This window comes from Flavobacterium sp. LMO6 (assembly GCF_009495795.1).
GTDB lineage: Bacteria > Bacteroidota > Bacteroidia > Flavobacteriales > Flavobacteriaceae > Flavobacterium.
On the sequence record NZ_WIBH01000004.1, the window covers coordinates 1 to 12,904 of the forward strand.

The following is a 12,904-nucleotide window of genomic DNA, read 5'->3' on the forward strand; positions in this document are numbered from 1 at the left end:
GAGGAGAAGATATTTGGAAAGTATCAGTAAACGGAGATGAGTATGGAACACCAGAGAACTTAGGTGCAAAAGTAAATACGGAAGCAAATGAGAGTTTTCCATTCATTACCGATGATAATGTGTTGTTTTTCTCATCAAACGGAAAAACAGGTTTTGGAGGATTGGACGTTTTTAAGATGGACTTAAACAAAAGCGATGAAGGAATTAATGTAGGAGAACCAGTAAATACATCAAAAGACGATTTTGCTTTCACATACAATACATCAAAGAAAGTAGGTTTCTTCTCGAGTAACAGAGACGGAGTAGATAACATCTACAAAGCAGATCCGATTTGTAATTTTAGAGCAGTAACTACTGTAAGAGATGAAATTACAGGAAAAGAAATTGAAGGAGCTTTAGTCGTTTTAACAGATGAAAAACAAAATATTCTATCAAGTTTTACAACTGATATATCTGGAAGAACAGAAACAACATTAAAATGCCTTCCAGTTTATATTAGTTACGCAACAAAATCAGGTTATGAGAACAGTAATGTTTATAAAGTAGAAATTCCAGAAAATGAATTTGGACAAGATATGGCTGTAGGTATAACTTTAAAACCAATTGTTCCAATAATTACAGAAACAGAAGTAATCTTACAACCGATCTACTTTGAGTTCAATAAAAGTAATATTACAGCAGAAGGAGCAGCAGAGTTAGATAAGTTGGTAGCGGTTATGAATGAGTATCCAGAAATGGTAATATTCGCTAAATCGCATACTGATAGCAGAGGTAGTGATAGTTACAACATGAAATTATCAGACCGAAGAGCAAAATCTACTGTTCAATACTTAATCAGTAAAGGAATTGCAAAAGAAAGAATATCAGGACAAGGATTTGGGGAAAGCGAACCAAAAGTAGCTTGCAAATCATGTACAGAAGAAGAACATGCTCAAAACAGAAGAAGTGAATTCTTAATTGTTAAGAAATAACCAATTCAATACTTTTAACAAAAAAGTCCTCAATATATGAGGACTTTTTTGTTTCTTAATTATCACAAGCAAACCATTCTGCAAATGAAGTTTCTGTTTCTTGTAATCTAAGTGAATGTAATTTAATGTTTTCAGGTAAAAGATTTTTAATTTTATTAGAAAAATCAATAACCATATTTTCACTTGTAGGTTGATAATCTACTAAAATAACATCATGACCTCTTGATTTCAATTCGTGTGCTAGTTCTATATGAGGAGTATTTTTATTAAAAACAGTTGCATGATCAAAAACATCAACAATTTGTTCTTTTACAATTTTCTTTAAATCGCCAAAATCTATAACCATACCAAACTTAACATTCGTTTTGTCTGTTATTGGTTTTCCAATCACGGTTACCGAAAGTTTGTAACTATGGCCGTGAACATTTTTGCATTTTCCATCATAACCATATAAAGCATGACCAGTTTCAAAGTTAAATTGTTTTGTAATTCTTATGTTTGACATGATTTGTTATTTTAAATTTTGCTCTTTCTTTTTTGCTCTATAATAAAGGGCATAAGCAATTCCGATTAAAACTATAAAGGGAACAAATGAACCAATTAATACGCCTATTTGATATTGATTATCTGGAGCTGCTTTTAATTTTTGCTCAACATTTACTTGTTGAAGAAAAAGGATTAAACTTCTCATTTTTTAAATTTTTCTAGTGCTTTTTTTGTAAAATCAGATAAAACCAATTTACCTGAAATAGAGGCTCTCTCATAAAGTAAATTTTCCCAATGGTCTGTTCCTTCCCAAAGCACCTTTTTCATTTCAAATAGAGCTTCTTCGTTATATGATGAAAGCTCTTTTGTATATTCTTCAAGCCTAAGATCTAATTCTTCAATAGTCTCAAATAATTCGGAATAAAGTCCTTTTTCAAAAGCCCATTTAGAGGATTTCCAAGCGGTTGGATTTAGTGTCATTTCAGACATGGCTGTTTTGCCAATTTTCCTTGATACAGCTGGTTCGATTACAAACGGACCAATTCCAATAGCAATTTCAGAAAGTTTAATTTCACTTTTGGTACACGCAAATGAATAATCACATGCTGCAGCTAATCCAACGCCACCGCCAACTGCTTTTCCGTGAATTCTACCAATAATTAATTTTGGACATTTACGCATAGCATTAATAACATTTGCAAATCCTGAAAAAAATTGACTCCCTTCTTCAAAATTACTTACTAAAAGCAACTCGTCAAAAGAAGCACCTGCGCAAAAAGCACCTGTTCCTGAGCTTTTAAGTACAATTACTGATATCGATTTGTTGTTTCCTAAAGCATTGATTTCTTCAGTTAATTGTTGCAGTAAAGTGCTTGGAAATGAATTGCTTGATGGATGAAAAAAAAGTAAAGTTGCAACTTTTCCATTAATTATAGTCTCTATTGTTCCCATTGCAAATTATCTTTTTAAACTAAAATGAGATTTAAATTCTTTTCTTGTGTTGTCTTCTATATACTCAACTTTAAACCAATAGTCGGTTGATGGTAATAATCCTCCATTATAGGTGCCGTCCCAACCAGAACTATCTGGGCTAATTTGCTTAATTAATTTGCCATAACGGTCATAAATGGTAATTAAACCTTCGTATTCTATAGGTAAATTAATATTCCATCTGTCATTATAACCATCTCCATTTGGAGTAAAATAATTAGGAAATGTTATGGTTTGAATCGTATTAGTCAATAGCAAACCACATCCCTGAATATCTCTAACGTAAATAGTGTAAGATCCATTAGGTAAGTCGCTAAATAATGGGCTTAACTGCCAGTCTAAAGCGTTTAAGCTATATTCGTAAATTCCAAAACCTCCAACTGCAGTAGCTTCAATGGATGCTAATCCAGAAGAAAATGCAGGTGTTAATAAAGCGGCACTTACACTTTGTGGTTCAGATGAAAATGTTGCGGTTACCGAATCTGAAAAGCTACATGATGTAACTGTATTCGTAACAATAACACTATAGGTGCCTGGAGAGGTTATGTTGTATGTTGCAATATTCCCTGCCGGATTTGCAGGTGTCCAGTCATAGGTGTAATTGCCTGGTGTAGCTGGCGTAGCATTTATTTCTTGAGAACCTATGCCTGTTGTAGGATCGATACAAATAACAAAATCATCACCCAAATTTGTATCAGGTAAAGGATTTACAATTAACTCTAAAAATGGTCCTAGGCCAGCACATTCATATAAATTACTTTCAATTCTAACCCAAATAATTTGATTGTTAGCAACGGTATTTCTGAAATTATTGATGTCTGTTATTGCATTTTGCTCTGTTTCGGCATCTATTTGATTTTGGTAATAGCTAAATGTATAAGATTGTCCTGGTGGAAATTGATTAACTAATACGGTTTCAATTTCTGTTAAATTAAAATATCCAATTCCGTCTCCATCTGGGTCAGTAGCACTTAAATAATCGTCGCAAACATCATCAATATAATATCTAAAAGTTTGAGGTATTGTGGTTGCAGAAACTATTAAGTTTACTCTTGAAGTTCTGTAACAGCCATTACTATTTGAAATTCTAGCCCAAACAAAACTTCCGTTTGATGCCGTAAAAGAAATTTCATTAGAAACAAAATCGTTATTATTTTCTGCTCCAGCTAAACTATTGTGGTATGAAAATATTAAAGTATTGTCGTTTGAAATTAAAATATTAGCTTGAGTTAAGTTGAAAGTTGTACTTGCATCTGTATCGGTGTCACATTGTTTCAAAGTTACTAATGCATTTACAACAGGTTTAGGATTTACAACTAAATTAAACGATGCAGTAAAATAACATCCGTTTGTTGAATTAGTCAATCGTACATGAACGGTTCTATTTGTATCATAAATTGAAGTAATGTTGTTACTCCCAGCAATTGCTTCTGTTATATCGGTATGATACGTAATATTATATCCTGGTACTAAATTTGAAATTTCTGAATTTTTCTGAGTTAAATCAAAAGTTACGAATCCATTTGTGTCATCTCCGTCAAGATTATTATCACATAAATTAAAGTCGGGAATTACAGGAGCCGAAGGAATAGGATTATTAGTTACCGTAACGCTTGCCGAAACAGATTCACATGCGCCACTTGCTAAAATTCTATACGTATAAACTCCTGACATATCTAATGCCGGATTATACATGCTTGTTCCAGAAGAAAGCGCTGGCGACCAAGTGCCTCCCGTAGTTACATTACTTCCTAATAGAGTAAATAAATCAAAAGCATTTGCATTTACACAAGTTGAGTAGTTTAGGCTATTTCCAGCATTAGGTGCTTGTTGTACGATTACATTAATTTTTACCGGAATAGTTGTAGGGGTTGAGTTGCAATCTTTTGTAAATTCATAAATATATTCTCCAGCAATATTCACCGCAGGATCAAAAATATTGTTGTTTAATACTGCACCTCCAACAGGTATAGTCCATGTGCCATTATCACCTGGATTTCCGGTTATCGCATCAAATAAATCTACAGTTTCATTTGAACAAATAGTAATATCAGTGTCCTCGGGTGTGCTTCCAAAACCTGAATAATAACCAGCAAAACCTGAAGCACTACCAAGGTATCCAAAAACGCCTACAGCTAAAGGACCAGTTGATTCGATCGTTACATTATTACTAACATTTGAAATTCTGTACGTAACCCAATCAGTATTTCCTAGCACTGCTTGAGCTTGTGTATTTGGAATAGTGGCTCCGTTTAAAGTTAGGGTTGCAGAAGCATAAGTTAAAACCATTAAATCTGCAGTATAAGATGTTCCTCCAATTCTATTTACACTAGGAATATTAACTGAATTTTGAAAGAAACAACTTAAAGGTGGAATAAAATTTAAACCCGCAGTTGCAGTATCATTTCCTCCTCCTAATAATTGATAGGCATAAACATTTTTTGAAGTTTTTACATAAATATTTCTATTATTAGTTCCTTGATAAAAACTGTTGTCTACTAAAAAATAGTCTCCTGCATTAATTGTTGCTGCAGGTGTTGCAGAACCATTAATAAATATTTCGGTATTATCTTCATTTGCAACGATTAATGGTAACTCCATAGTAGAAAGTCCATTTCCTTCAATAAAAATATATTCGTCGCCAATTTGTGAAGCTGATACTATTTGATCTAGTGCAAAATCAGCTCTTCCACCTTCAATACCTCCTAAAGCATTGCCACTGTTTACAGCAACTGGTTTGTCTGAGGTTATTAAAGCACCTATTGCTCCGTCTAAATTATTAAATACATCGCTATATCCTGTAATAATGACACTTTGCCCCGCATTTAATAGGAAATTTTGAGAAGCAACAATAAGTGTACCTGTACTTGTTGTAAAAACAACATTTGGGTCATAATCAGTAAAACTTACACTAGTATTGTCTTCTGTTGCCATTATACTGGTAACAAATGATTTTCTATTGTCAAAAGATTCGTTAATGATATGTCCTAATCTAAAACTGGTTCCAATGCCAGGTCTCCCTTTTGAAACTAACATTTCGGCATGGTTTTGAGACCTAACTCTAAAACTCACATAAAAATCTTTAGTTCCTTCAAGTATAACACCACGATCATTTAAAACTATATTTACATTTTCCTGACCTACAAACATTTTAGTATTTTGGCCAAAGCCTAAATCTATTGTTAAAGGAGTTGTTGCAGAAATAGTATACGGGTTTGTTCCTATTAAATTACCAGCACCATCCGTAACTGTAATTTGAAAAGGAGTTGTTTCTTGAGTTGATAAATATAAATAATGATCTGCTACAGATCCTGCATCTCTACAATGCAAAGGGGGTAACCAATGTTTGTTACTTAATTGAGAATAACAAATGGTTGTAAATAGAAATAATGTAATAGAAATAGTTTTAAACATAGCATTTTTAAACATAGCTTGTAAAATTAAGCAGAAATGTAGAATTAATCTAAATATTAACTAAAAAAAGGCTCTTAATTGCACATTTCCTGTGTGAATGGTTTTACTAGTTTCGCTATTTCTTCCTTGATAGTTAATATTGATGTCTAAATATTGCGTTAGATTTTTCTGTAAAAGCAAACGCCATGTTTGATTTTTCCCTGGTTGTAATCCTTCTAACATTTGAAATCCTACTGCAGATAGCACATTTCCTTCAAAAGAATTGTTATACATTGAAAACTCTCCATTTATACTAAATCCTTTTTCACTATTAAAAGTAAAAGATGTTCCTAATCGGTTTTGTGTTAAGGTTTCAAATGCACCTATTTGATTTTCTTTTTGTTGGTATTCATAAAAAATATCCCAACTCGCATTTTTGGAAAACAAATAGCCAATTTTAGGCTCTATTTGATAACTGACTATTTCAAAATTTCTACTAGGATAATTTTCAGAATTAGACTTGCTTGTTGTAGCGCTTCCTAAAAGGTTAAATAACCAACTTTTCTTTACCAAATGCTGATATTGTATTTGATGTGAATTATTTTTAGATGAAATACTTCCCACTGAAAGTAAGTTTTGACTTTCGTTTAACAAGTACGAATAAGTGGTTGAATGATATTGCTTACCTCGGTTAAAAAACAAACTATTTCTAAAATTCGTATTCAAACCTATCAATCCATCTTCGCCTTTTGAAAACGGATTCAAATCGAAATTATCACCATTTCTTTTTATTTTTCTGTCGATTAAAAATGATGTTTGATTATAAAAGTGCGAGGCAAATTTCTTAAATCCATTTTCGTTTTGCCATTGGTTAAAATTGAAATTCAATGCTTGAGAAAATTTGTTTTGATGTGTTCTTATAAAAACCTGATTGGGTAAAAACACACGAACATAAATCGCTAAATCTGGATAAGGGGCAATTTCAAATTCTTGCAATTCCTGAATTCCGTTGCCGTTATAATCGTTCCACATGTAAACTCCTTGTCCGGGTTCTACTTGTAAATAGGTGAATTCTTGCTGAGCAATTGTTCCTGAACTGGTTTCATAAGCCGTTGTAGTTTGAAGTATTTGTCCAAAATAACGGTCAGAATACAAAATTCGAGAATTCAAAGAAGGCTCATTTTGCTTGTTCAAATCTTCATATTTCAGTCTTCTGTAATTCAAATACACACTCAAATTACTTTTTTCGGTTTTAATTAATTGCGATTTTAAGTAATACGAATTAGAATGATTCACTTTTTCAATGCGATTATTTTGCAAACTATCATTCTGACGTTGTAAAAATCCCAATTCTACATAAACTTTAGTCGAATCACCTCTTCCCACAAAAGCGCCATATTCGATAAAGCGCTGGCTCAAGCCCGAAAAAGTATTCGTTGCTTTTAGTTTTTCTGAATTATCTTCCAAATTTACAGTGGCTCCAACCCAATTTTTTCCCAATTTATAAGACGAACGATTTTCGCTTCTTGAAAAAGCCGAATTGGAAAGTTCAGAATCGCTTTTCATTACACTTGAATTACTCCAAATCATCCATTTTTTTGTAGCATATCTTCCTGATAGAGTGTGTTTGTTTCCCGAAAAAATATCCCCAAAAGTTAAGTTTTCAAATTGATACAATGCTTTTCCTTTGTTATTGAAATTAAAATCCAATCCTGAAGTTAAAATGCTTTGATTGCCTAATAAAGTTGAAGTAATATTCCAGTCGCGATTAAATTCGATGTTAAATAATCGTTCAATAGGTTTGAAGTTTTCTTGAATTAATTGGTAATTCGCAAAGGCATCAATTTTTGTTTTTCCATCAAAAAGTCGTTGTTTTCCATTGAATTTTCCGGCAAATCCTTTATTGTTAGTATCGTCTAAATTCGAATATAAATTTTGATCGCTATTGCTTAGTGCTACTTCAAAATCTAAATTTGTTTTTTCACTCGGATTGTATTTTCCTAAAATGGTTGCTATTTGAATTTTTGTAGGAGCAATCAAACGAACAATAGGTTCGTAATTTCCTTGCGGAATGCCGCCAATTGGCGCTACATATTCGTATATTTTCCCAACCGCTTGATTGTTGACTAAAATATAATTTCCTACGTTATTTTCCACCAATGAAAATCGAACATTATACAATTCGTCAGTTGGGTTATTGGAATATTCAAACACTTCAACGCCACCAATCAATACTTTTCGATATAAAATTTTATTTTCGGAATAGGAATCTAAATAGGCTGATGGTCCGTTCATTTGCGAAATATCATCACCCGCATTTTGTAAAATAGCAATTTGTTCTGTAGATAAATTTTGTTGTAAAGGTTGGTTTTTTACATCGCTTTCCGAATACACATAACCACCAATTTGCCAATTTTCTCGCTCGTGCGAAATACCTCCATAGGTTATAAATCGCGTATAATTTCTATCGGTATATTGATATTCTACGTTGATTCGCATTTCGGAAGTAATCGGAAATAAAGAAGTAAAAATGATTTCTCCAGCGTTGTAATCGATGATATAATCGTTGTTTTCTCCACGAGTTTTCAAAATTCCGTTTACATAAACGCGCTCCGAACCTGAAATAACTAAAACATACAATTCGTTATTGTTGCCACGCAATTTATACGGACCTTGATTACCTTCTTGTCCTGTAAATGTACTTCGCGCATATTGTCCGCGAACCAAAGCGCCAGAGGCAACGACTTCGGTTTTTTTATCAGGCGTTCCAAAGGCAAAACGAGTCGCTAAACCTTGTACTTTTTTGTTAAAATTCAAGAAAGATGATTTTCTATTTTCCAGAAATAAGTCTCCAGCGCGAATGTTCCATTTATCCGAAAATAATTCGATGAAAATTTGGTCAAACTCATCTAGTTTTTGCGAATATCCTCCTTCTTGCAAAGGAATATTACTGTCTTGAATGGAAGCGCGCAAACTCACTTTATCCGAAATTTTTCCTGTGATTTGCAAATCTAAATTCGAATTCACTACCGTGTTTTGATTGTTTCCAACCGTAATGCCACGCGTAATACTTCCCGAAGTATTTAATCCGTCAAAAGGTTTGAATTTGGTATTTTTTTCTTTTTTGAAAACAACTAATTTTCCAGCTTCGTTCGAAACCACTTTGTCGTCATCATAAATGGAATAGGTTTTTGTTAAAAATTCTGGAAATTTAGAATAACGAACAACTAAAGAATCAGAAGTATTGATTTCTTTGGTAAAAACTAAGGTTCCTTTTTGAAAATTTACATTGTAAAAACTGCTATCAATGACTTTTCCATTTTTATCTTTAATTTCAAAAAAGGAATTGTTTAAACTGAATTTTTCAATTGAAATGGTGTCTTTTGAAAACGCAATTTTCTTAGTTGGATACGATTGTAAGGTTTCCTGAGCAAAACCACTCAAAAAACAAAACAGAAATCCCACTAAAAAAACAATTTTTTGCATAAATACTATAACTCCGAATCTTCAAAAGTAGTATTTATTGTTGGAAAAAAGGAAGTATTTTGTTTGAACCGCAGATTCACAGATTTTTTTAAATAGCAATCTACGAATCTGCGGTAAATTATTTTAACTATTTGTTTTCGTATATAGAAATTATCTCATTATAAATATAATAACTAAATGCTTTGTCTTTGTTTGTAAAACGTTTAAAATTTGATTTACTATTTTTATTGTTCAAATGATAAACATTGTAAAAAAAGAAATTCTTTTCAATAACCCAGCCTTCATCTGTTCGTTTATCTTCACAAAACAATAACCAATTATTATGTGTTGAATTATTTTTAATCAAATATTCATACACAAATAATTCAGAAAAATCATCAAAATAATATCCTTTAACCAAATTATAAACTGATAAATTTGGATTTGAATTCAACTCTTTCGGAATATTTAATAATATTTCTATACTCATAATCACTTTTATGTTTTAAAAAGCAAATTGCAATTTAAAATCAATTTTGAATATATAAAAGTAGGATTTATTGTTGGAAAAAAGGAAGTATTTTGTTTGAACCGCAGATTCAAAGATTTTTTTAATAGTAATCTGCGAATCTGCGGTAATTTATTTTAAGACTACTCCTTCGTAATCACCTGCATCGTTTCTCTCGAAATTTGGCGTAGTAATATCGTTTTATTCGTTTCTACTACTTTTGCAGCGTTTTCATCAAAGTGTCTTATGGTGTAAAGCGATACGTTTTCGTTGTACGAAACTTTGAATTTTTTAGCCAATACTTTTCGCAACTCTTCGAAGTTGTTGTATTTGTCTTCTATACATACCGAGAAACTAATTGCCGTATTTTGAATTAAATTCACTTTTACTTTGTATTTCGCAAACAAAGCAAAAATTTCACTGATGTGATTTTCCATGATAAAATCGAAATCAATAGAGGATAATGATAACAACAATTGGTTTTTCTTAACAATAAAACATGAAGTTTGCGGAATTAAATCGGCTCCTCTTGAAACACTTGTTCCAGGTAATGTTGGGTTTACAAACGATTTTACAAACAACGGAATTTCCTTTTTCTGTAAAGGCTGTAAGGTTTTTGGATGAATTACGGATGCTCCGTAAAATGCTAACTCAATCGCTTCTCTGTAAGAAATTTGATTCAGCAACACCGCATTTTCAAAATATCTTGGATCGGCATTTAAAACACCAGGAACGTCTTTCCAAATAGTAACGCTTTCGGCACCTAAACAATAGGCAAAAATTGCTGCTGTATAATCAGAACCTTCACGTCCTAAAGTCGTGGTAAAATTATTCTCATCTGAGCCTAAAAATCCTTGTGTAATGTTTAACGTTTTTTTCTTTATACCTTTTGTAATCAATTTTTGAGTAGTTTCCCAATCTACTTGAGCATCTCGGTAATTGTTGTCGGTTTTTATCAATGGACGAACATCAATCCAATTGTTTTTCAAGCCACTAAAATTAAAATAATGACTTACAATAGTCGTAGAAACTAATTCGCCAATACTTACCACTTGGTCGTAAACAAAACTGTAATTTGGTGATTTATTGCTACGAATAAAATATTCTAAATCGTCAAAATGCGCGTTTACATCAAAAAACACTTCATGATCTTCGTCTTCAAATAAATCTAATAAAATTTGATTGTGGTATTTTCTAACTTCCTGAAGTGAGGCATTCAATTCATTAGATTTATCAAAATAATTTTTGATAACCAATTCTAAAGCGTTGGTAGTTTTTCCCATTGCAGAAATTACAATAAGAACATCCTCGTATCCAACCGTTTTTAATACTTCTAATACGTTTTTTACGCCTTCGGCATCTTTAACTGATGCGCCTCCAAATTTGAATATTTTCATTTTGAGAATTAGTTGTGTTTATATTTAGGAACACAGATTGTAGAAATTTCTAAAATTTTTAAAATCGGTGTTCCAAAAATAATTTATTCGTTTAAAAAATTAGTAATTCCGTTTTCATCCATGTGCACTACACGCCAATCGCCTAAAACTTTAGCACCCGATTTTTCATAGAAATCAATGGCTGGCGTATTCCAGTCTAAAACGTTCCATTCAATTCTGCGAACATTTTCGGCTTTTCCTTGTTTCATGATTTCTTTATATAAAGCAAAACCAGCTCCTGTTCCTCTATTTTCTGCTTTTACAATTAAATCTTCTAAATGAATCGTTTTTCCTTTCCAAGTAGAATAGCGATAATAATAAAGAGCCATTCCAATAATAGTATTTTCTTCTTCAGCAACAAAACATTGAAAAAGAGGATTTTCTGAAAAGCCATCATGAATTAAATCATCTACCGTTACTACAACTGCAGTAGGTTCTTTTTCAAAAATAGCTAATTCCTGAATTAATTCAAGTACAAATGGCATGTCTTTTTTTGTCGCTTTTCTAATAATCATTTTTAGTAATTTTTTACAAAAGTAAAATTAACTTAAACATCTTTTCAAATTAATATACTCTTTTAACAAAATTCACGATATTTGTGCCTTAAACACAACTACATCGTTTTCGTAATGGAAGAAAGAAACACCACATTAGGCGAATTTATCATTGAACATCAAAATTCGTTTCAGTATTCAACAGGAGAATTATCACGTATTATAAACTCAATACGATTAGCCGCTAAAGTAGTAAATTACAAAGTGAATAAGGCTGGTTTGGTAGATATTGTAGGTGCTGCAGGAGAACAAAACATTCAAGGCGAAGACCAACAAAAATTAGATGTTTACGCTAATGAGGTTTTTATTCAAACTTTAATTAATCGTGAAATCGTTTGTGGAATTGGTTCAGAAGAAAATGATGATTTTATTACCGTTGCTGGTTCGGATAATTCACATAATAACAAATATGTAGTTTTAATGGATCCTTTAGATGGTTCATCTAATATTGATGTAAATGTTTCGGTAGGAACTATTTTTTCGGTTTTCAGAAGAATTACACCAGTAGGAACTCCTGTAACTATTGAGGATTTCTTGCAACCAGGAGTCAATCAAGTAGCGGCAGGCTATGTAATTTATGGAACTTCGACAATGTTAGTATATACTACTGGCGATGGCGTAAACGGATTTACATTAAATCCGGCAATTGGAACGTTCTATTTGTCGCATCCAAACATGAAATATTCAGAAGACGGAAAAATTTACTCAATTAATGAAGGGAATTATGTTCATTTTCCACAAGGAGTAAAGAATTATTTAAAATACTGTCAGTTAGAAGAAGGTGATAGACCTTATACTTCTCGTTATATCGGAAGTTTAGTTTCTGATTTCCATAGAAACATGATTAAAGGAGGGATTTATTTATATCCAACTACTTCTAAAACTCCAAATGGTAAATTACGTTTGTTATACGAATGTAATCCTATGGCTTTTATTGCCGAACAAGCAGGAGGAAAAGCTTCGGATGGTTTTACAAGAATTATGGAAATTCAACCAACCGAATTACACCAACGCGTTCCGTTTTTTTGCGGAAGTAAAAACATGGTAGAAAAAGCAGAAGAATTTATGGAGAAAGCGAAGTAAATTCTTCAAATAATAAAA

At 32.1% G+C, this 12,904-nt stretch carries 10 protein-coding genes; 2 read left to right on the plus strand and 8 right to left on the minus strand.

The annotated features are described in order from the left end of the window. A partial coding sequence (locus GFJ99_RS05130; RefSeq protein ID WP_153207812.1) for an OmpA family protein occupies positions 1 to 971 on the plus strand: 971 nt, incomplete at its 5' end. Between the two features lie 55 nt (positions 972 to 1,026). Here GFJ99_RS05130 and GFJ99_RS05135 read toward each other — a convergent pair. The 8 genes from GFJ99_RS05135 to GFJ99_RS05170 all read right to left on the minus strand — a co-directional run bounded on the left by GFJ99_RS05135 (position 1,027) and on the right by GFJ99_RS05170 (position 11,764). Continuing rightward, a complete protein-coding gene (locus GFJ99_RS05135; protein WP_153207813.1) occupies positions 1,027 to 1,476 on the minus strand; it encodes a 6-carboxytetrahydropterin synthase in 450 nt (149 codons plus the stop codon). 6 nt (positions 1,477 to 1,482) lie between these two features. Beyond that, on the minus strand, positions 1,483 to 1,662 hold the full coding sequence (locus tag GFJ99_RS05140; RefSeq protein ID WP_153207814.1) for a hypothetical protein: 180 nt from the start codon (positions 1,660 to 1,662) through the stop codon (positions 1,483 to 1,485). After that, entirely contained in the window at positions 1,659 to 2,408 is a 750-nt protein-coding gene (locus tag GFJ99_RS05145) for an enoyl-CoA hydratase/isomerase family protein (protein ID WP_153207815.1), read from the minus strand. Before GFJ99_RS05145 ends, GFJ99_RS05140 begins: the two co-directional genes overlap by 4 nt. Before the next feature lie 6 nt (positions 2,409 to 2,414). Then, positions 2,415 to 5,861 carry a T9SS type B sorting domain-containing protein gene (locus GFJ99_RS05150; RefSeq protein WP_162523949.1) on the minus strand — a complete coding sequence of 1,149 codons (3,447 nt, stop codon included), beginning with the start codon at positions 5,859 to 5,861 and terminating at the stop codon, positions 2,415 to 2,417. Positions 5,862 to 5,921: 60 nt separating this feature from the next. Then, positions 5,922 to 9,326, minus strand: coding sequence for a hypothetical protein (locus GFJ99_RS05155; RefSeq protein ID WP_153207817.1), 3,405 nt, complete (start codon positions 9,324 to 9,326; stop codon positions 5,922 to 5,924). Between the two features lie 127 nt (positions 9,327 to 9,453). Next, complete coding sequence (locus tag GFJ99_RS05160) at positions 9,454 to 9,795, minus strand: hypothetical protein (protein ID WP_153207818.1); 342 nt, start codon at positions 9,793 to 9,795, stop codon at positions 9,454 to 9,456. 161 nt (positions 9,796 to 9,956) lie between these two features. Continuing rightward, positions 9,957 to 11,210 (minus strand): aspartate kinase, encoded by a 1,254-nt coding sequence (locus GFJ99_RS05165; RefSeq protein WP_153207819.1) that lies wholly within the window; start codon positions 11,208 to 11,210, stop codon positions 9,957 to 9,959. A gap of 83 nt (positions 11,211 to 11,293) precedes the next feature. Continuing rightward, the gene (locus GFJ99_RS05170) at positions 11,294 to 11,764 is read right to left on the minus strand and encodes a GNAT family N-acetyltransferase (protein WP_153207820.1); all 471 of its coding nucleotides are present in this window, start codon (positions 11,762 to 11,764) and stop codon (positions 11,294 to 11,296) included. A gap of 114 nt (positions 11,765 to 11,878) precedes the next feature. Between GFJ99_RS05170 and fbp the strand changes: the two genes are divergently transcribed. Next, positions 11,879 to 12,886: a class 1 fructose-bisphosphatase gene (gene fbp / locus GFJ99_RS05175; RefSeq protein WP_008254957.1), complete on the plus strand. Its 1,008-nt coding sequence runs from the start codon at positions 11,879 to 11,881 to the stop codon at positions 12,884 to 12,886. Positions 12,887 to 12,904 lie beyond the last annotated feature (18 nt).

Bases quoted from the DNA above. Each gene is read 5' to 3' on its own strand.
- GFJ99_RS05135 (WP_153207813.1), bottom strand. From the start codon at position 1,476: ATGTCAAACATAAGAATTACAAAACAATTTAACTTTGAAACTGGTCAT.
- GFJ99_RS05140 (WP_153207814.1), bottom strand. From the start codon at position 1,662: ATGAGAAGTTTAATCCTTTTTCTTCAACAAGTAAATGTTGAGCAAAAA.
- GFJ99_RS05145 (WP_153207815.1), bottom strand. From the start codon at position 2,408: ATGGGAACAATAGAGACTATAATTAATGGAAAAGTTGCAACTTTACTT.
- GFJ99_RS05150 (WP_162523949.1), bottom strand. From the start codon at position 5,861: ATGTTTAAAACTATTTCTATTACATTATTTCTATTTACAACCATTTGT.
- GFJ99_RS05155 (WP_153207817.1), bottom strand. From the start codon at position 9,326: ATGCAAAAAATTGTTTTTTTAGTGGGATTTCTGTTTTGTTTTTTGAGT.
- GFJ99_RS05160 (WP_153207818.1), bottom strand. From the start codon at position 9,795: ATGAGTATAGAAATATTATTAAATATTCCGAAAGAGTTGAATTCAAAT.
- GFJ99_RS05165 (WP_153207819.1), bottom strand. From the start codon at position 11,210: ATGAAAATATTCAAATTTGGAGGCGCATCAGTTAAAGATGCCGAAGGC.
- GFJ99_RS05170 (WP_153207820.1), bottom strand. From the start codon at position 11,764: ATGATTATTAGAAAAGCGACAAAAAAAGACATGCCATTTGTACTTGAA.
- fbp (WP_008254957.1), top strand. From the start codon at position 11,879: ATGGAAGAAAGAAACACCACATTAGGCGAATTTATCATTGAACATCAA.